Source organism: Amycolatopsis alba DSM 44262 (assembly GCF_000384215.1).
Classification (GTDB): Bacteria; Actinomycetota; Actinomycetes; order Mycobacteriales; family Pseudonocardiaceae; genus Amycolatopsis; species Amycolatopsis alba.
On record NZ_KB913032.1, the window covers coordinates 2412715 to 2431954 of the forward strand.

General features: G+C 70.1%; 18 protein-coding genes. 12 read left to right on the plus strand and 6 right to left on the minus strand.

Annotated features, from left to right (window positions below):
- Positions 1-165 precede the first annotated feature (165 nt).
- Positions 166-486, plus strand: a complete 321-nt coding sequence (locus AMYAL_RS0111275; RefSeq protein ID WP_245192874.1) for a hypothetical protein — start codon at positions 166-168, stop codon at positions 484-486.
- Between the two features lie 60 nt (positions 487-546).
- Here AMYAL_RS0111275 and ychF read toward each other — a convergent pair whose 3' ends face one another.
- Complete coding sequence (gene ychF, locus AMYAL_RS0111280) at positions 547-1629, minus strand: redox-regulated ATPase YchF (protein ID WP_020631410.1); 1083 nt, start codon at positions 1627-1629, stop codon at positions 547-549.
- 105 nt (positions 1630-1734) lie between these two features.
- Here ychF and AMYAL_RS0111285 point away from each other — a divergent pair, with 105 nt between their 5' ends.
- Both AMYAL_RS0111285 and AMYAL_RS0111290 read left to right on the plus strand, forming a co-directional pair.
- The gene (locus AMYAL_RS0111285) at positions 1735-3180 is read left to right on the plus strand and encodes a DNA-3-methyladenine glycosylase 2 family protein (protein ID WP_020631411.1); all 1446 of its coding nucleotides are present in this window, start codon (positions 1735-1737) and stop codon (positions 3178-3180) included.
- 11 nt (positions 3181-3191) lie between these two features.
- Complete coding sequence (locus AMYAL_RS0111290; protein ID WP_026466960.1) at positions 3192-3692, plus strand: methylated-DNA--[protein]-cysteine S-methyltransferase; 501 nt, start codon at positions 3192-3194, stop codon at positions 3690-3692.
- Between the two features lie 6 nt (positions 3693-3698).
- On the opposite strand, the gene AMYAL_RS0111295 is transcribed toward AMYAL_RS0111290, so the two are convergent.
- Both AMYAL_RS0111295 and AMYAL_RS0111300 read right to left on the minus strand, forming a co-directional pair.
- Positions 3699-6650 carry an AAA family ATPase gene (locus AMYAL_RS0111295; protein WP_026466961.1) on the minus strand — a complete coding sequence of 984 codons (2952 nt, stop codon included), beginning with the start codon at positions 6648-6650 and terminating at the stop codon, positions 3699-3701.
- The gene (locus tag AMYAL_RS0111300) at positions 6647-7798 is read right to left on the minus strand and encodes an exonuclease SbcCD subunit D (RefSeq protein WP_020631414.1); all 1152 of its coding nucleotides are present in this window, start codon (positions 7796-7798) and stop codon (positions 6647-6649) included. The genes AMYAL_RS0111295 and AMYAL_RS0111300 overlap by 4 nt, the downstream gene beginning before the upstream one ends.
- A 178-nt stretch (positions 7799-7976) precedes the next feature.
- On the opposite strand from AMYAL_RS0111300, the gene rmuC reads away from it, so the two are divergent.
- Positions 7977-8891: a DNA recombination protein RmuC gene (gene rmuC, locus AMYAL_RS0111305; protein WP_020631415.1), complete on the plus strand. Its 915-nt coding sequence runs from the start codon at positions 7977-7979 to the stop codon at positions 8889-8891.
- A gap of 227 nt (positions 8892-9118) precedes the next feature.
- Entirely contained in the window at positions 9119-9994 is an 876-nt protein-coding gene (locus AMYAL_RS0111310) for a DUF6542 domain-containing protein (RefSeq protein WP_020631416.1), read from the plus strand.
- A gap of 470 nt (positions 9995-10464) precedes the next feature.
- On the opposite strand, the gene AMYAL_RS0111315 is transcribed toward AMYAL_RS0111310, so the two are convergent.
- Positions 10465-11478, minus strand: coding sequence for a 4-hydroxy-3-methylbut-2-enyl diphosphate reductase (locus AMYAL_RS0111315; protein ID WP_020631417.1), 1014 nt, complete (start codon positions 11476-11478; stop codon positions 10465-10467).
- 152 nt (positions 11479-11630) lie between these two features.
- Between AMYAL_RS0111315 and AMYAL_RS0111320 the strand changes: the two genes are divergently transcribed.
- From AMYAL_RS0111320 to AMYAL_RS0111345, 6 genes are all read left to right on the plus strand, one after another.
- A complete protein-coding gene (locus tag AMYAL_RS0111320) occupies positions 11631-12296 on the plus strand; it encodes a lipid droplet-associated protein (RefSeq protein ID WP_020631418.1) in 666 nt (221 codons plus the stop codon).
- Positions 12293-13558, plus strand: coding sequence for an exodeoxyribonuclease VII large subunit (gene xseA, locus AMYAL_RS0111325; protein ID WP_020631419.1), 1266 nt, complete (start codon positions 12293-12295; stop codon positions 13556-13558). Before AMYAL_RS0111320 ends, xseA begins: the two co-directional genes overlap by 4 nt.
- Positions 13555-13956 (plus strand): hypothetical protein, encoded by a 402-nt coding sequence (locus AMYAL_RS0111330; RefSeq protein ID WP_026466962.1) that lies wholly within the window; start codon positions 13555-13557, stop codon positions 13954-13956. Before xseA ends, AMYAL_RS0111330 begins: the two co-directional genes overlap by 4 nt.
- Positions 13953-14186: an exodeoxyribonuclease VII small subunit gene (locus AMYAL_RS0111335; RefSeq protein WP_020631421.1), complete on the plus strand. Its 234-nt coding sequence runs from the start codon at positions 13953-13955 to the stop codon at positions 14184-14186. Before AMYAL_RS0111330 ends, AMYAL_RS0111335 begins: the two co-directional genes overlap by 4 nt.
- Before the next feature lie 85 nt (positions 14187-14271).
- On the plus strand, positions 14272-15342 hold the full coding sequence (glpX, locus tag AMYAL_RS0111340) for a class II fructose-bisphosphatase (RefSeq protein WP_039793924.1): 1071 nt from the start codon (positions 14272-14274) through the stop codon (positions 15340-15342).
- A gap of 9 nt (positions 15343-15351) precedes the next feature.
- Positions 15352-16116 carry a S1 family peptidase gene (locus AMYAL_RS0111345; protein ID WP_020631423.1) on the plus strand — a complete coding sequence of 255 codons (765 nt, stop codon included), beginning with the start codon at positions 15352-15354 and terminating at the stop codon, positions 16114-16116.
- Positions 16117-16120: 4 nt separating this feature from the next.
- On the opposite strand, the gene AMYAL_RS0111350 is transcribed toward AMYAL_RS0111345, so the two are convergent.
- Positions 16121-17110, minus strand: coding sequence for an NAD(P)/FAD-dependent oxidoreductase (locus AMYAL_RS0111350; RefSeq protein WP_020631424.1), 990 nt, complete (start codon positions 17108-17110; stop codon positions 16121-16123).
- A gap of 113 nt (positions 17111-17223) precedes the next feature.
- On the opposite strand from AMYAL_RS0111350, the gene AMYAL_RS0111355 reads away from it, so the two are divergent.
- The gene (locus AMYAL_RS0111355) at positions 17224-18621 is read left to right on the plus strand and encodes a class II fumarate hydratase (protein WP_020631425.1); all 1398 of its coding nucleotides are present in this window, start codon (positions 17224-17226) and stop codon (positions 18619-18621) included.
- Here AMYAL_RS0111355 and AMYAL_RS0111360 read toward each other — a convergent pair.
- On the minus strand, positions 18618-19199 hold the full coding sequence (locus tag AMYAL_RS0111360; protein ID WP_020631426.1) for a TetR/AcrR family transcriptional regulator: 582 nt from the start codon (positions 19197-19199) through the stop codon (positions 18618-18620). The genes AMYAL_RS0111355 and AMYAL_RS0111360 overlap by 4 nt on opposite strands.
- Positions 19200-19240: the final 41 nt, after the last annotated feature.

Sequence of the window (19240 nt, forward strand, 5' to 3'; positions counted from 1 at the left end):
AGTGGCAGGCTCACCGGCATGAACGGTGTGCTGACCACTGTCGTCGCGATATCCGGAACCTTGGCCGGTTCGACCCTCACCTATCTGCTCGGTCTCCTGAACACGCGTCGAACAGAGCGAACCGCTCGTGACGAACGGCTTCGTCAGGAACGGATAAGCGCCTACGTGGCCTTCGCCGAAGCCATGACTGAACTTCGGCAAGGCGTGGTCGCGAAGTGGTTCCTCAAAGAGCGCGACGCGCCGGACGAGGAAATGCGGGCCGGATACACGGAGTCGGACAAGCGCGGCGCGACGGCCGATCACGCACGGCTCAGGATCCGGATGCTCACCGAAGATCCCGAGCTCCTCCGGCTCGTCGACGCCACCTTCGAGCCGATCGGGGCTTTGCATCGAGCACCGGACCTGGCCACCGTGAAACAGCTCGAAAAACGCAGCCAGGAAACCCTGACCGCGTTCATTCAAGCCGCGGGGCGCCAAGTCCGATGACGTGTTCCCGTCGCCGCAGGCAGGTTCTCCGCGAGATCCGTGCGTGTCATCCGCACCGGCTCAGACGTTGAAGCGGAACTCCACCACGTCACCATCGGACATGACGTAGTCCTTGCCTTCCATCCGCACCTTCCCGGCGGACCGGGCGGCAGCCATGGAGCCGTTCTCGATCAGGTCGTCGTACGAGACGACCTCGGCCTTGATGAAGCCGCGCTCGAAGTCGGTGTGGATGACGCCGGCGGCCTGCGGGGCGGTCGCGCCCTGCGGGATCGTCCAGGCGCGGGACTCCTTGGGGCCGGCGGTCAGGTAGGTCTGCAGGCCGAGGGTGTGGAAACCGGCGCGCGCCAGCGAGTAGAGGCCCGGCTCGTGCTGGCCGACGGACTCCAGCAGTTCGCGCACGGAGTCTTCGTCGTCCAGTTCCAGCAGCTCGAACTCGACCTTCGCATCGAGGAAGACCGCGTCCGCGGGGGCGACCATCTTGGCCAGCTCCTCGCGACGGGATTCGTCGGTGAGGATGCCTTCGTCGGCGTTGAAGACGTAAAGGAACGGCTTCGTGGTGAGCAGGCTCAGCTCGCGCAGAACCTCGAAGTCGACCTCTTTCTGCGCCTGGAACAGGGTCCGGCCCGAGTCGAGGATCTCCTTGGCCTTGACCGCGTTGTCGAGGGCGGGCTTGGCTTCCTTCTTGGTCCGCGCCTCCTTCTCGAGCCGGTGCAGCGCCTTGTCGAGCGTCTGCAGGTCGGCGAGGATCAGCTCGGTGTTGATCGTCTCGATGTCGCTCGCCGGGTCGATCCGGTCGTCGACGTGGATCACGTCGGGGTCGTCGAAGACCCGGACGACCTGGCAGATCGCGTTCGCCTCGCGGATGTTCGCGAGGAACTTGTTGCCGAGCCCGGCCCCCTCGGAGGCGCCCTTCACGATGCCCGCGATGTCCACAAAGGACACGACGGCGGGCACGGTCCGCTCGGAGCCGAACACCTTGGCGAGTTCGTCCAGCCGCGGGTCCGGCAGCGGGACGACGCCGACGTTGGGCTCGATCGTCGCGAACGGGTAGTTCGCCGCGAGCACGTCGTTGCGGGTCAGCGCGTTGAACAGGGTGGACTTGCCGACGTTGGGCAGGCCGACGATGCCGAGGGTGAGACTCACGGGCCAGGAGTCTACGTGCCGCCCGCCGCCCTATCCGCCGAGGCCTTGATCGCGGTGTCGGATTTCCGCCAGCCGCGCCCTCGACCTGGTGGCACGATCGATGTCATGACCGAGCAGACCTTGGCCGAACGGGCCGTGTGGCGCGACACCGAACGGTGTTACCGCGCCGTCGCCGCCCGTGATTCCCGGTTCGACGGCCAGTTCATCATGGCCGTCGCCACCACCGGGATCTACTGCCGCCCGTCCTGCCCCGCGTCGACGCCGAAGCAGCAGAACGTCCGCTTCTACCCGACGTCGGCGGCCGCGCAGGCCAACGGCTTCCGCGCCTGCCGTCGTTGCCTCCCCGACGCCGTCCCCGGCTCGCCGGACTGGGACATCCGGGCCGACCTCGCCGCGCGGGCGATGCGGCTGATCTCGGACGGGACCGTCGAGCGCGACGGCGTGCCGGGGCTCGCGCGGCGGCTCGGCTATTCCGAACGCCAGCTCGGGCGCGTCCTCACCGCCGAACTCGGCGCCGGGCCGCTGGCGCTGGCCAGGGCGCACCGGGCGCATTCCGCCCGGCTGCTGATCGAGATGTCCGGACTGCCGTTGACCGACGTCGCGTTCGCGGCGGGCTTCTCCAGCGTCCGCCAGTTCAACGAGACGATCCGCGAAGTGTTCGCGACGACGCCTTCGCAGCTTCGTGCGGCGAGCCTGCGTCGCCGTAAGGCCCAGGAGGCGCCGACCGGGACCCGGCTGAGCCTGCGGCTGCCGTTCCGCAAACCTTTCGACGCGGACGGGGTACTGGACTTCCTGGCCGACCGGGCGATCCCCGGCGTCGAGCACGTGACGCGCGACGTTTCCGGGGTGACCGGCTACGGGCGCACGCTGCGGCTCGCGCACGGCTCGGGCGTGGTGTGGCTGACCGCGAAGGACGACCACGTCCGCTGCGACCTGCGGCTCACCGACCTGCGCGACCTGAGCAGCGCGGTGGCCAGAGTGCGGCGGCTGCTCGACCTAGACGCCGATCCCGAGGCGGTCACGCGGGTCCTCGGGGCCGACCCGGCGCTCGCGCCGCTGGTCGAGGCGATCCCCGGCATCCGGGTGCCCGGCGCCGTCGACGGGGACGAACTCGTGCTCCGCGCGCTGCTGTCCCCCGCCGAGACGGCGTCGCTCGCCGAGACCCTCGGTGAGCGCATGCCCAGCTGTGACGAGTCGCTGGAAGGGCTGACGACGCTGTTCCCGACTGCGGCCCAGATCGCCGGACACGGGCCGGAGCGGGTGGCCGCGGTGGCCCGCGCGCTGGCGGACGGGGTTTCGGTCCATGTCGGCCGCGACCCCGAGGAATTGCGGGCGGAGCTGCTGGACCTCCCTGGAATCGGGCCCCGGATCGCGGACTACGTCCTGATGCGCGTCCTCGGCGCACCGGACGTCCTGCTGACCGGCGACCCCGCGCTGCGCCGGGGAGCGGCCGCGCTGGGGATCGCCGACGACGAACCCGCGCTGGCCGACCGCGGACGGGCCTGGCAGCCCTGGTCCTCGTACGCCGGCATGTACTTGTGGCGAGCTTGAAAGGAAGAACGATGAGCATCGCGTATTGGTCCACAATGGACACGAAGATCGGCCCGTTCACCGCCGTGGTGGCGGGCGACGGGGCCGTACTCGCCTCGGGCTGGACGGGCGACGTCGGCGAACTGACGCCGCTGATCTCGCCGTCACTGGCTCCCGGCGAGGTGAAGCAGCGACGGGACCTGGGACCGGTGAGCACCGCGATCCGCCGGTACCACGGCGGCGACCTCGACGCCGTCGCCGACATCGAGGTGCGGCAACGATCCGGCGCTTTCCGGGAGCACGCTTGGGAGATCCTGCGGAAGGTGCCCGCGGGTGAGCCGGTGAGCTACGCGGAATACGCGGCGCTGGCGGGGAATCCGTCGGCGGTGCGGGCGGCCGCGTCGGCGTGCGCGAAGAACGCGGCGGCGTTGTTCGTGCCGTGCCACCGGGTGGTGCGGACCGGTGGAGGCGTGGGGAACTTCCGGTGGGGTGTCCCGGCGAAGCAGTGGCTGCTGAGCCACGAAGCAGCCTGATCTGCGTCAGGCGGCGTGGATCTCGACCGAAGAGCCCGTACGCGCCTTTCGGATCCGAAGCCGGGTCGGGATCCGCTGCCGCAGTTCCTCCACGTGCGAGACCAGCCCGACCACTCGCCCGCCGGCGCGAAGTTCGTCGAGGATGTTCATGACGATGTCGAGCGTCTCGGCGTCCAGCGTGCCGAAGCCCTCGTCGATGAACAGCGTGTCCAGCAGCGCTCCGCCGGTCTCGGCGGCGACGACGTCGGCGAGACCCAGCGCCAGTGAGAGCGACGCGAGGAAGGACTCACCGCCCGAAAGCGTCTTCGCGGGCCGGACGGTGCCGGAGTAGTCGTCGAGTACGTCGAGGCCGAGCCCGCCGCGGGTGCCACGGGCCCCGGCGGCGTCGGAATGCACGAAGGAGTAGCGGCCCTGGCTCATCGTCCGCAGGCGGGCGGTCGCCGCGACCGCGACCTCCTCCAGCCTCGCGGCCAGGACGTACGAGCGCAGCGACATCTTCCGCGCGTTCTGCCCGCGTCCGTTGACCACCTCGGCCAGCGCCTTCAGTTCCAGGTACCGCTCTTCGACCGGCGCCAGGTCCGCCATCAAGGACGTCATCCGCTCGGCCACCCCGGTCAAGTCCGTGTGCCGGGCCGTGGCCGAGCGCAGCGCCGCGAAGGCCTGTTCGGACTCGCCCTGGGTTTCCCGCGCCGCCTCCTCGGAGGCCACGACGTCGATCTCGTCCTCGGGCGAGATGCCGAACAGTTCCGGCGCCGCCAGCGCGCGCCGCTCGGACTCCTCCATCACCTTCGCGTCGGCGAGGCTGTTCTCCAGTTTCGTGATCTGCTCGTCCGGCCGTGACGCGGCCCGCATCGCGTCGAGATCCGCGAATCCCTTGGCCCGCAAAGCTTCTTCGACCAGTTTCGCCTGCTCGTCGCGGCGCTCGCGGGCACCCGCGACACCGAGCCGTGCTTCGGCGAGCGCGCCGAGGCGGGTCGCGAAGCCGAGCAGATGCCGCCGTCGAGTGGCGACGTCGGCGAACTCGCCGCGCGCGGCCTCCAGCCGTCGTTCCCGTTCGGCCAGCCGTTCCGTGAGGCCTCGGACCTCGGTGGCGGCCTCGGCCGCCCGCTGCCCCGTCACGCGTCGGCGTTCGGTCAGCTGCTCGGTCTTCCGTTCCAGTTCGAGGAGCCGTTTCTCCAGGGCGGGCTTGCGGCGAGCCGTTTCCGACAGCGACGTGCCCAGCTCCCGCGCCTCGCCGAGTTCGGCCCGCAGCGCCTCGGCGGTGCGTCCGCGCAACCGCTCGACCAGCACCTTCAGCCGTCCTTCGGCTTCCAGCAGCGAAGCCTGCGCCTTCTCGCGTCGCTTGTCGGCCTGCTGCTCGGCGGCTTCGGCGCGGCGTTCGTCCTCGGGATCGACGAGACCGCCGGTATGCGTGGCGGGCGCCGGATGCTCGGTCGCCCCGCACACCGGGCAGTCCGCACCCGCGGCCAGTCCGGCGGCGAGTTCGGCCGCCATCCCGTCGAGGCGGCGCTCACGCAAGTCCTGCCGATGTTCCCGCGCCTGTAGATGGACGTCGCGGGCGTCGCCGAGCGATCCACGCGCCTGCTCGACGGCCTGCTTCGCCTGAGGTGCCTCGTCGGCGTCCCGGACCAGCGCGGTCAACTCTTCGAACCGGGTGCGGGCGCCTTCGAGTTTCGCCTCGGCTTCGGCGGCCGCGAGCGCCTCGGCACGCAACGCCGTGATCTGCTCCGGCACGGATTCGAGTTCGGCGGCGAATGCCTCGGCCTGCTTCTCCGCCTCCTTCGCGGCGCTGCTCAGCTGTTCGCGGCGGAGCAGATCCTGTTGCTGCTGCTCGCTTTCCGCCACGAGTTCGGCCAGCGCGCCCGCCTCTTCACGCACCTCGCCGGCGCGGGCGCGGAGTTCGGCGGCGGAGCTGTCCGCGGCGTCAGGCAGTTCCTGAGCCCGGAGCGCCTCCTCGGCCTCCGCGTCGGCGAGCTGACCCGAGCGGCGTTCGAGCAGATCGGCCTCCGCGGCGACTCCCGCCGCGCGATGGGCAGCCTCGACCTCTTCCGCCCACTCCGCGCGTTGATCCGCCTGCTCGGCGATCGCCGCAAGACGCGTGTACGCGGTGCGCACCCGGCGGATCCGCTCCGCGGTGGACCGGTTCTCCTGCCACAAAGCCTCGGCCGTCTTCGCGGCCTTCCGCGCCTTCTCTTCGCGTTCCCGTGCCTGGGCGACGAGCTCGGACGACTCGGCGAGCACCGTCTCGACCCACTCGGCCTGTCCCTCTTCGGGCGCCTCCTGCCGGGCGACCTGCGCGAACCGCGCGACCCACTCCCGCAGCGACTGCTGCCTGTCCTGCAGCTCGCGGCCGCGTTCGGCGCGCAGATTCGCGAACCAGTTCTCGACGTCGGAAAACCGCTCGGTGCCGAACAGGCGCTCCAGCAGCTCCTCGCGCTCGGCCGTGTTCGCCCGCAGGAATCGCGCGAACTCGCCCTGCGGCAGCAGGACCACCTGGAAGAACTGCTCGTGCGTCATGCCGATGAGCCGCTCGACCGTGCGCGCGACCTCGTCGATCCGCGTGATGCCTTCGGCAACGTGCCCGGCGGGAACCGTGCCGACCCAGCTCAGCACCGCCTTCGCCTGCTGGAGGGTCATCCCCTCGCCCCGGCGTTTGGGCCGCTGGTACTCGGGGTTGCGCGCGATCCGCATCCGCTGGCCCTGAACGGTCAGTTCGAGGACGACCTCGGTGACCTGATCGAGCTCGGCGAGATCGCAGCGCAGCCGTTTGACCTCGCCGCGAGCGCCGGGGACCGTGCCGAACAACGCGAACGCGATCGCGTCGAGCAGCGTCGTCTTCCCCGCGCCGGTATCGCCGTGCAGCAGGAACAACCCGTCGGCGCCGAGCACGTCGAAGTCCACCACCTCACGACCCGCGTACGGGCCGAAAGCAGCGACCTCCAACCGGTGCAATCTCATACTTCGCGCTCCCTGCCCGCCGCGCCCAGCGCCGCCAGCACCAGCCGCTCTTCGCTCTCCGATGGCTCGGAGCCGCGGCAGTCCTCAAGAAAACTGCGGGTGATCTCAACATCGGATCGCCCTCGGACGGCTTCGGCGTACTTCAGCGCGGCTCCGTCGTGCCCGCCTTCCGGCTGCCAGTCCATGTGCACCGCGTACGGGAACCGCTCGCGCAGCTTGCGCATGGCGTCGATCGGGCGGACCCGGTCGGTGACCGTGAAGGAGAGGAAATGTTCGGTGAGTTCGTCGTGCTCCGGGTCCTCAAGGAGTTCCGCCAGCTCGCCGCGCAGCATCGCGAGATGCCGCGGGACCGGCAGTTCGTGGCGCCGGACCTCGGCGAGACCGTCGGCGTCGAGATCGACCAGCCATACCGACTTCCGTTGGCGTGTCTCGGAAAACGAGTACGCCAGCGGACTGCCCGAATAGCGCAGGTGCTCGGCGAGGGTCTGCGGCCCGTGGAGATGGCCGAGTGCGACGTAATCGACGCCGTCGAACACCGAACCCGGCACCTGCTCGACGCCGCCGACCGCGATGGTCCGCTCGGATTCGGTCGGCTCGCCGCCGGTGACGAAGGCGTGCGCCAGCACCACCGACCGCGTTCCGGACGGCCGGGCGGCGAGGTCCTCGCGGATCCGCCGCATCGCCTCGGTGAGGACGCCGGTGTGACCGCGGGCCTCGGGCACGCCGAGGGCGTGACGCGCGGGCTCCGGTTCGAGGTACGGGATGCCGTAGAGGGCGACGTCACCGTGTTCGTCGGGCAGCAGCACCGGTTCGGCGATGCCGTCGATGGTGGCGCGCAGGTACAGCCCGCCCGCCGCGGCGAATTCGGCGAACGCGCCCAGCCGCGGCGCGGAGTCGTGGTTGCCCGGCGTCATCACCAGCTTCGCCCCGGCGTCGCGGAGCCTGCCCAGCGCGGTGGTGGCCACCCGGACGGCCTCCGCCGAGGGCACCGCGCGGTCGTAGATGTCCCCGGACACGAGCACGACGTCGACCGACTCGGCGACCACCAGATCGGCGAGGTGACCGAGCACGGCTTCCTGTTCGGCGAGCAGATCGGCGCCGTGGAAGGTACGGCCGATGTGCCAGTCGGACGTGTGCAGGAGCTTCACGCAGCCCAAGGTAGAGCCGCGCACAGGCCGGGAAGGGGAGGCGCGCCCTTGAAGCCGGTGCGCTTTCCGACACGCCGGGGACCGTGCAGGTCAGATACGGAGCGCGACCGCATCGTCCCGTTTTTGTCGGTGGGTTCCGCCATGATGTTCCCGACTCGGATCCGGAGGGGAGGTACCGGTGGCGACGGTGATCACCACCGCGGCCGTCGTGCTCGCGCTTCTGCTGCTCGCCGCCGTCGCGTTGCTGTGGCGGCTGTACAACGACGGCATGCGGCGGGCGGACGCGGCGGCGAAACAAGTCGCCGCCGAACGCGCGAAGGCGGATCAGCAGCAGCTCGCGCTACGCCGGTATGAGGTCGCCTTCGCCTCGATCAGCGGCCGTGGCGAACTGGGCGAACAGGTCCTCCTGGAGACCGCACGCGCGCTCGGGCTCCGCGAGGAGCTGCACTTCACGCTGCAAACGGACCTGGCGGGCGGCGGCGCGGCGAAACCGGACATGGTGCTGCGGGTCGGCGGCGGGCGGACGGTGCCTGTCGACGCGAAGGCGAGCATGGCCTGCTGGGCCGAAGCGGTCGAGACCGACAACCCCGAAGAACGGCTCGACGCGCTGCGCGTCCACGTGCGCCAGATCCGGTCGCGAGCGGCCGAACTGGCGGGCAAGGGCTACCAGCGCTGGGCCGACGCGATCTACGGGACGATCATGTTCGTCCCGTCCGACGCGGCCGTGGTCGCCGCGCTGGACACCGACCCGGAACTGCTGCGCTGGCTGCTGGACAGGCGCGTCTTTCTCTGCGGACCGACCGGATTCGCCGTACTGGCCTCCGCCGCGCTGTTCGCCGCGACCGAGCGGGCCCTGGTCGAGGACGTCGAGCAGGTGCGGGCGGGTGCGGCGGCCGCGCACCGGGCGGCGGGCAACGCCGTGGACGCGCTGAACCTGTCGAGCACCCATCTACAGCGGTTCATCTCGGCCCGGCGCCGGGAGCTGGAAGCGCTCGAGAGTTTCCGGAGCACGGTCTCCCCGCTGACCGACGCGGCGGGCAGCCCGGCACCGGTTCCCTTGATCAGGAAGGGGGACGAACTACCGGCCTCGTGAGTGGTGAGAACAGTCCCAACCACTCACGCGACGACGTTTCCTACCTGCGGTTTCCGGAATCAGAGGCTCCGTTTCGGTCGGCCTGACAACCTTGTCGAGCCCCTACGCGTAGTACCTCTGGAAAGCACTCGGGCAGTCCGTCCGGGTGGTCCGGAATGACCACTACCAGGCGATAGACGTACCGCCTGTTGGCGGTATGTCCGCAGCTTGGATATACGGTGGGGCCTGTGACCGCGATTCGCGATCGCCAGAGCGATCCTGATGCCGACGACGTTCCCGTAGCCTGGGACGAGCGTCCGCTCGTCGGCGCCAGGCGCGGGCTGCCCTGGTGGGCCGCCGTCCTGGTGGGCTTCGGGCTCGCCATCCTTGGCGCCTTCATCGACATGATGACGCAGAAGGACCTGGGCCTGCTGTTCAAGATCTTCTACGCGCTCGGCGCGGTGGCCGCCGTGGTCGCCGTCCAGCGCAGAGGGCTGTTCGGCCCGATGGTGCAGCCGCCCCTGGTCCTCGCTGTGACCGTTCCGGGAGTCATCCTCCTGACCTCGGACAACAGCAAGGACTCCAGCCTGATCGAGAGAGCCTTCGACATCGGGAACCCGCTGATCAACGGGTTCCCGACGATGGCCATCACCACCGGCGTCACCTTGGCGATCGGCTTCTTCCGGATCTACCGCGAACGCGATCCCGATGCCCCGGTGAAGGTGAAGGGCGGCACCAAACCGGAACGCCGCGACGACGCCAAGGCCGAGGCCCGCCCCGCGGCCGCCGCACCGGGCCGTGGCCGTCCGGCCTCCCGGACCGGTCAGACCCCGCCCCCGCCTTCCCGCCGCGGTGCTCCGCGAGAAGGCGCGCCGCCCCGCCGCCGTCCGCCCGCCGACGACGAGCGGCGTCCTCGCCGCGACGCCGAGCCCGGTGCCCGCAAGCCGCCGCCTCCTGGACGGCAGCCGCGTCGGCCACGCCCGGAAGACGGCGGCGAACCCCGCCGCCGCGACCCACGTGGCGAAAGCGCGCCCGGTGCCCCGCGGCGCCGTCCGCCGCGTTCGGACGACCCGCGCCGTGGTGGTCAGCCACCTCGCCGCCGCCCGTGGGACGACGAGCGGTAGCAAGGGACCTTTGCTGTTGCCTCTTGAGGGGGCAAGGCGAAGCCCGGTCGAATCCCCAGGGCAGGGATCTTCGCGGGCGAGCCGGCGGTGCCGTGATCAGACGGACGACACGCGTGTTCCGATGGACGACACGCGTGATAGGCGGGACGGCACGCGTGCCGGCAGGCCCTCGCCGCGAGTCGTCCGTCTGGACACACGTGTCGTCCATCTGATCACACGTGTCGTCCGTCCAGACACACGAAACCGCCCGGCAGCAGGTAGCTGAGACGCTGTCGGTTCTGACCGTCCTGGCCACTCACACCCCACGCAGTACTGCGCAAAGTACTCAAATCGGGCGTCGCAATTCTGCCTGAAGCCCAGCCGCTCGGCGCTATGTCGACCTGACACAGCGCCTTACCCCTCAGTAACGCGCTGACCAGCAAAAAGGGCCGCCGAGGAACTCCTCGGACGGCCCTTTTTCGTAAGAAGCCTCAGGCCTTGCCGACCTTCCGCAGTTCGTGCGGCAGCGCGAAAGCGATCTTCTCGTTGGCCGTGGTGACCTCGTCGACGTCGCCCCAGCCGCGCTCGGCCAGCCACGCCAGCAGGTCCATGACCAGCACCTCCGGCACCGAAGCACCGCTCGTGACGCCGACGGTCTCGACGCCTTCGAGCCACGCTTCGTCGACCTCGTGCGCGAAGTCGACCAGGTGCGACGCGCGCGCCCCCGCCTTCAGCGCGACCTCGACCAGACGCTTCGAGTTGGACGAGTTCGTCGAGCCGACCACCAGCACCAGGTCGCACTCGGCGGCCATGGCCTTGACCGCGACCTGGCGGTTCGTGGTGGCGTAGCAGATGTCGTCGCTGGGCGGGTCGGCCAAGCCGGGGAACCTGTCCCGCAGCTGATCGACGCGCTCCATGGTCTCGTCCACCGAAAGGGTGGTCTGTGAGAGCCAGATGACCTTCGACGGGTCGCGGATCTCGACCTTGTCGACGTCTTCGGCGGTGTCGACGAGCTGCACCTTGTCGGGAGCCTCGCCGGCGGTGCCTTCGACCTCTTCGTGGCCTTCGTGGCCGATCAGCAGGATGTCGTAGTCGTCCTTCGCGAACCGGTTGACTTCCTTGTGCACCTTGGTCACGAGCGGGCAGGTCGCGTCGATGGTCCGCAGATTGCGCTCGGCCGCCTCGGCGTGCACCGCGGGCGAGACGCCGTGCGCGGAGAACACCACCAGTTCGCCTTCCGGCACCTCGGAGGTCTCGTCGACGAAGATCACCCCGCGGTCGCGCAGGGTCTCCACGACGTGCCGGTTGTGCACGATCTCCTTGCGCACGTACACCGGTGCGCCGTAGAGCTCGAGTGCCTTTTCGACGGCGATGACCGCGCGGTCGACACCCGCGCAGTAACCGCGAGGCTTGGCGAGCAGGACACGTTTGCCACCTGCCGGCACACCGGACTCGGTGATCGTCGGACTGCCGGCGGGCGTGATTCCGGGACTCGCAGAACTCATGACCCCCAGGGTACGGGCTGCCCTGGGGGCTCCTCGCACTCACGTTCAGGTGACCAGGGAACCACCCTGAAGTATGTGCGTGGAGTCACGTCCTGTGAGCCGACACACCCGTTCGGTTGGGCAGGATGGACCAGATACGGCAGGCTAGACGTATGAAGCCTCTCCCGCTCCCCCTCCGGGTCGCCGCGGGCCTCGCCGTCACCACCGCCGAGCGGGTTCGCGAACTTCCCAAGCAGCTCACCGGGCTCCCCGTCACGGTGGTCAGCCAGGTGCTCCAGTTCTCCATGCGTGTGCAGCAGCACGTCACCGAGCTCGCCATCAAGGGCGACGACGCGCTGTCGGGCCTCCGCCCGGTCGAGGACGCCCCCAGCTGGGCCACCTTCGACGAAGACCTCCCGCCTGACCTCGGGGAACGCCGGTACGAACGCGACTCGTGCGTGATCCCGCTGCATGAGGACACCGAGGTCCCCGAGCCGCGCGCCGAGGTGAACGGTCACCTCGGTGTTCTCGATGAACTCGAAGCGCTCACCGAAGACCCGTGGGCCGAGGAGGAGCGCGCGCTCGCCGAGGACCACGCCGACGGCGAGTTCGACAGCGCGAGCGCGCCCGTGACCTCGGGTCCCGCCGGGCTGGATGACTACGACACGCTCACCCTTCCTCAGCTGCGTGCCCGGCTGCGCCGGTTCGATCTCGCGCAGCTGGAAGAACTGCTGACCTACGAACGGGCGAACGCCGACCGGGCGTCGTTCGTCGGCATGCTGGCGCGGCGCATCGGGAACGTGAAGAAGGCCGACGGCGACGGCGCGGAAGGCCAGTGAGCGCCGAACCCACCTCCGCGCCGGCGGGTCCGTCCACGTCGGCCGAAAACCCGTGGCCGGTCCGCACGGTCGCGCGCAAGGTCGGTGAGTGGATCAACCGGCTCGGCGCGGTCTGGGTCGAGGGCCAGGTCACGCAGATCTCGGCGCGCCAAGGCACCAACACCGCGTTCCTGACACTGCGCGATCCGTCGGCGGACGTCTCGATGTCGGTGACCTGCCCGATGGGCCTGCTGCGCACGATCGAACCGCCGCTGCGCGAGGGCGCGAGCGTCGTGGTGCACGCGAAGCCGACGTTCTTCATGAACCGCGGTTCGCTGAGCCTGCGCGCCAACGAGATCCGCGCGGTCGGCATCGGCGAACTGCTCGCGCGGATCGAGCGGCTGCGACGGCTGCTGGCCGCCGAAGGCCTGTTCGCGCCCGAACGCAAACGCAAAATCCCCTTCCTGCCCAAGGGAATCGGGCTGATCACCGGCCGCGCGTCCGCCGCCGAACGCGACGTACTGGTCAACGCGCAAGCCCGCTGGCCGCATGTCGCGTTCAAGGTCATCAACACCGCCGTGCAGGGTTCGCTCGCCGTCCCGCAGATCCTCCAGGCATTGTCCAAACTGGACCGCGACCCGGACGTCGACGTCATCGTGATCGCGCGCGGCGGCGGCAGCGTGGAAGATCTCCTGCCGTTCTCCGACGAGGCACTGTGCCGCGCGGTGTCGGCGGCCGGGACCCCGGTGGTCAGCGCCATCGGGCACGAACCCGACACCCCGCTGCTCGACCACGTCGCCGATCTCCGCTGCTCGACGCCGACCGACGCCAGCAAGCGGATCGTGCCCGACGTGCGCGAAGAGACCCAGCGCGTCCGCCAGATGCGCGACCGCGGCCGCCGCGCCCTGCACGGCTGGGTGGACACCCAGGTCAGGTTGCTGAACCAGACACGCAGCCGTCCCGTGCTCGCCGATCCGCTCGGCCCGATCCAGCGGCGCTCCGACGACGTCGAGATCCACCGCGAACGCGGTCGCCGCGCGATGCTCACCCTGCTCGCCAAGGACCAGGCGGAGATCGCCAGCGCCCGCGCGCGGCTGACCGCGCTCGGCCCCGCGGCGACCCTCGAACGCGGTTACGCGGTGGTGCAGTACACCGACGCCGAAGGCAACCTCCAGGTACTCCGGTCCGTCTCCGAGGTCGTGGACGGCGCGAACCTGCGCGTCCGCGTGGTCGACGGCGCGCTCGGCGCCGTCGTCTCGGGCGTACCGGAGGAGGAGCGTTGACGGCGATTTTCCTGCCCATGACCGTCGACGCCGCGCGACGCGCCGACGCCCCCGACGTGCTGCGCAACGCCCTGCTGACCGAACGAGCCGCCACGGAATGCTGGACGGTGCTGCTGGCGGGCTGCGAACTCGTCGGCAACCTCGGCCTCGACGCCCAGCTGCGGAAACTGTCGGAAGCGACGGCCGAGCACGTCGGCACCCGATGGTGGTTCGCGGACGGCACCCTGCACCGCAAACGGGTGGCGAGAGCCCAGGAGAACCTGGTCGCGGCGATCGCGGAGGGTGATGGTCAGGAGTTCGCTCTCGCCTTCGTGGGTTACGACAACGCCATGGCCGGCGCGGTAGTGTGCGCGGGTATCGGCAAGCACCGACGTCCGGTAGAAGGAAGCACAGCGTGAGCAAACCCGGTGGCGAGACCGCCGAACTCGGCTACGAGCAGGCCCGCGACAGGCTGGTGGAGGTCGTCCGCGAGCTCGAAGCGGGCGGGCTGTCCCTGGAACAGTCGCTGGCCCTGTGGGAGAAGGGCGAGCAGCTGGCGAAGGTCTGCGAGCACCACCTCGAAGGCGCACGCGAGCGGATCGAGGCCGCGCTGTCGTCGGTCGAGGACGAGGCCGGCAACGGTCAGTGACGTTCACCATGCTCCTGAGCCACCGAACCACCGTGGGTATCTGAGAGACTGGGACCCCGCCGAGTTCCCTGATCCGGGAGGCAGCATGCCCACCCCCACCTCGTCCGCCAGCTCTTCCCGACGCCCTGAAGCGCCCGATCGCAACCTCGCGATGGAACTGGTCCGCGTGACCGAAGCCGCCGCGATGGCCGCGGGCCGCTGGGTGGGGCGCGGGGACAAGATCGGCGGTGACGGTGCCGCCGTGGACGCGATGCGCCAGCTCGTCTCGACCGTGTCGATGCGCGGTGTCGTCGTCATCGGCGAAGGCGAGAAGGACGAAGCCCCGATGCTGTTCAACGGGGAAGAGGTCGGCAACGGCGACGGGCCGGACTGCGACGTCGCGGTCGACCCGGTCGACGGGACGACCCTGATGGCCAAGGGCATGCCGAACGCCCTCGCCGTGCTCGCGGTCGCCGAACGCGGCGCGATGTTCGACCCGTCCGCGGTGTTCTACATGGAGAAGCTCGCCGTCGGCCCCGACGCCGCGGGCAAGGTCGACCTGGCCGCCCCGGTCGCGGAGAACATCCGCCGGGTCGCGAAGGCCAAGAACTCCAGCGTCTCCGACGTCACCGTGTGCATCCTCGACCGGCCGCGCCACGAACAGCTGATCAAGGAGGTCCGCGAGGCGGGCGCCCGGATCAGGTTCATCTCCGACGGTGACGTCGCGGGCGCGATCGCCGCGGCCCGGCCGAGCACCGGCGTCGACATGCTGCTCGGTATCGGCGGCACCCCCGAAGGCATCATCGCGGCCTGCGCGATGAAGTGCCTCGGCGGCGAACTGCAGGGCCGCCTGTGGCCGAAGGACGACGCGGAGCGCGAGAAGGCGCTGGCCGCGGGCCACGACCTCGACCGCGTCCTCGGCAACGACGACCTCGTCCGCGGCGACAACGTGTTCTTCTGCGCCACCGGCGTCACCGACGGCGACCTGCTGCGCGGCGTGCACTACCGCGCGGGCGGCGCGACGACCCAGTCGATCGTGATGCGGTCGAAGTCCGGCACGGTCCGGATGATCGACGGCTACCACCGGCTGACCAAACTCCGCTCGTACTCGTCCGTCAACTTCGACGGCCACCTCGACGATTCACTGGAAGACGACGTCGTTCCCCCGCTCCCCTAAGGAGAATCCGTGCTCAAGCGCGTGCTCGTGGTCCTGCTCGCGGCGATGATCTTCACGCCGGTCGGGCAGGCCACGGGTGCGGGCGACCTCGTCGGCGGCAGAGAGGCCGACGAGCCGTATCCGTTCATCGCGTCGCTGCATTCGGCCTCCGGCAAGGCTTTCTGCGCCGGGGCGCTGATCGCGGCGGACTGGCTGGTGACGGCGGGGCACTGTGTCGAGAGCAAGAACCCGGCGAACCTGAGCGTGCGGATCGGCAGCAACGACAACACCCAGGGCGGCGAGATCGCGAAACCCGCCGAGGTCGTCGTGAACCCGTCCTACAACCCCGACCCCGAGCACGCCGGCGGCGATCTCGCCCTGGTGCGGCTGGCCGCACCGGTGAAGGCGGCGCCGATCACGCTCGGGGCGGTCGTGGCGCCGGGGACGCCGACGCGGCTGCTCGGCTGGGGCCAGACCTGCCCGACTTCGGGCTGCGGCAAGGGCCCCGCGAAGCTGCAGCAACTGGACACGAAAATCGTCGAAGGCGTGCGCTGTTCCGCGAAGTTCGACGGCGCCGTCGAGTTGTGCACCGACAATCCCGGCGGGAAATCGGGCTCGTGCTACGGCGATTCCGGCGGGCCGGAGGTCGCCAAGGTGGACGACAAGTGGGTGCTGCTGGGCACGATCAGCCGTCCGGGCAACGCCGACCCGGTGTGCGCGACTTCGCCGTCGATCGCGACTTCGGTGGTGGCTTACGCGCAGTGGATCGCGGAAAAGATCGCACCGCCCGCGTGACGCCCTACTCGGCGTTGCTCGAATGCCCAGGGAACAGATGCGCGTCCGGGTTCAACGCGACCGCGATGTTGTTGACCGCCGTCGCCGCTTCCCCGAACCCGGTCGCGATCAGCTTCACCTTCCCCGGATACGCCGCGACGTCGCCCGCCGCGTAGACCCGCTCCCGCGGGGTCGCCATGGTCGGGTCGACGGCGATCGCGCGGTGGTCGATCTGGAGCCCCCAGCTTTCGATCGGCCCGAGATCCGCGGTGAACCCGAGCGCGGCGACCACCGTGTCGGCGCGCAGCAGTTCGGGTTCTGCGCCCTTGGCCTGGACCTCGACCTCCGCCAGCGCGCCGTCGCGGTCGAGGAACCGGGTGACCTCGGCGTCGGTGACGATCCGCACGCCGAGGTCCCGCGCCTGCCGCACGATCGACTCGGCGGCGCGGAACTTCGCGCGCCGGTGCACGAGGGTGACGCTCGCGGCGACCGGATGCAGTGCGAGCACCCAGTCGAACGCCGAGTCCCCGCCGCCGACGACGACCACGTGCTGACCGGCGTGCGCCTGCAGCGCGGGCACGAAGTGGACCATGCCGCGGCCGAGCCAGCCGTCACCGGCGGGCAGCGGACGTGGGGTGAACTCGCCGATCCCGGCGGTGATCAGCACCGCGCCCGCGCGCAGTACCTGGCCGCCGTCGAGGGTGATGGTGATGCCGTCTTCGACGCTTTCGAGTTTTTCGGCCTTGCGCCCGAGCAGGTACGCGGGTTTCCACGGCGCGGCCTGGTCGAGCAGGCCCTGCACCAGATCGCGGCCGCGGACCTCGGCGAACCCGCCGACGTCGTAGATCATCTTTTCGGGGTACATCGCGGTGACCTGTCCGCCTGCCTCCGGCAGTGAATCCACGACGGCCATCGAAAGACCGCGGAATCCCGCGTAGTAGGCGGCGAAAAGACCCGTCGGACCGGCCCCGATGATGACGAGGTCGTACGACGTTTCCCCAGCGGACTCGCTCATTCGGCACTCTCCCGGAAGGTGGTGGGGGGCGTGATCGAGAACACATTCGATCCTAGCGCTCGCGTGCCGAAAGACACGGAGCGCGCCGGGAGCCGCTGCGCGAGACTTGGGGTATGGCTGAACAGGAATACCGGATCGAACACGACACCATGGGCGAGGTGCGCGTCCCCGTCGACGCCCTCTACCGCGCGCAGACGCAGCGCGCCGTCGAGAACTTCCCGATCTCCGGCCGGGGCCTGGAGCGCGCCCAGATCCGCGCGCTCGGCCTGCTCAAGGCCGCCGCCGCGCGGGTCAACGCGAAGCTCGGCGTGCTGGACGCCGAGGTCGCCGAGGCCATCGCGAAGGCCGCCGACGAGGTCGCCGATGGCAAGCACGACGCGCATTTCCCGATCGACGTGTTCCAGACCGGTTCCGGGACCTCGTCGAACATGAACGCCAACGAGGTCATCGCGACGCTCGCGTCGAAGGCGCTGGGCCGCGACGTGCATCCGAACGATCACGTCAACGCTTCGCAGTCTTCGAACGACACCTTCCCGACGACGATCCACGTCGCCGCGACGGAAGCCGTGCTGTCCGACGTGGTCCCGGCCCTGGAGTACCTGGCCGCCGCCATCGAGACGCGCGCGGCCGACTGGGCGGACATCGTGAAGTCCGGCCGCACGCACCTGATGGACGCCGTGCCGATCACCTTCGGCCAGGAGGCGGGCGCATGGGCGTCGCAGGTCAGGTTCGGTGTCGAGCGGCTGAAGTCGGGCCTGCCGCGACTCGGGGAACTGCCGATCGGCGGCACGGCGGTCGGTTCCGGCCTGAACGCGCCTGAAGGCTTCGGCGCGGCCGTTTCGCAGGAGCTGGCTTCGGTGACCGGGCTCCCGCTGACCGAGGCGCGTGACCACTTCGAGGCGCAGGCGACGCAGGACAGCGTCGTCGAGACGTCCGGGCATCTGCGCACGGTCGCGGTGTCGCTGAACAAGATCGCGAACGACCTGCGCTGGCTGGGTTCCGGCCCGCGTACCGGGCTCGCCGAACTGGCGCTGCCGGATCTGCAGCCGGGTTCGTCGATCATGCCGGGCAAGGTGAACCCGGTGATCCCGGAGGCGACGCTGCAGGTGGTCGCCCAGGTGATCGGGAACGACGCGGCGGTCGCCTTCGCGGGTGCGGCGGGCAACTTCCAGCTCAACGTGAACCTGCCGGTGATCGCGCGCAACGTGCTCGAATCGGCGCGGTTGCTCGCGGCGGTGTCGCGGCTGCTGGCGGACAAGGTGTTCGCGGGCGTGACGGTGAACGCCGACCGCGCGCGGGAGTACGCCGAGGGTTCGCCTTCGATCGTGACGCCGCTGAACAAGTACATCGGCTACGAAGAGGCCGCCGCGATCGCGAAGCTGGCGCTCAAGGAGCTGAAGACGATCCGCGAGGTCGTGATCGAACGCGGTCACGTCGCGAACGGCAAGCTCACCGAGGCCCAGCTGGACGAAGCCCTCGACGTGCTCCGCATGGCGCGCGGAGGCCGCTAAGCGCCGAGAGCGACCACAGCCGCGTGGAGTGGTGAGGCGAGCGAAGCCGCCAGCCCACCCGAAGGCGGTGTCTCGGTGAACAGGTGCAGCCACGTCAGCACCGGGCCGAGCAAGATCGCGTGCACGAGTGCCGGATCGGGCCGTCGTGAGAGTTCCCCTCTCGCGACGGCCCTTTCCAGCATCAGGACCAGATATTCGCGTTCACGCCCGAGGAAGACCTCCCCGAACCGCGCTTCCAGCACCGGATCCGCCCGGACGTCGGCGAGCAGCGACGGCAGCGCCTGCCGTAGTTCCGCGCTGTCCAAAGAGGACTGGATCACCTCGAGGACCGCCGCCACGTCGCCCCGCAGCGAGCCGGTGTCCTCCGGCGGTTCGAGCTCGACGGGATGGACCACCGCGGCGAACACGAGTTCCGCCTTCGATCGCCATCGCCGGTACACCGCGGCTTTGCCGACCCCGGCCCGCGCCGCGACCGCGTCGATCGTGCAGCGCTGGTAACCGGTTTCGGTCAGCAACGCCCGCACGGCCCCGCGGACCGCGTCGTCGATTCCTTCTTCCCTCGGCCTGCCTCTCGCCATGCACCCAGTTTACGAGACTGCCAGTTCCGTATATCGTCCGG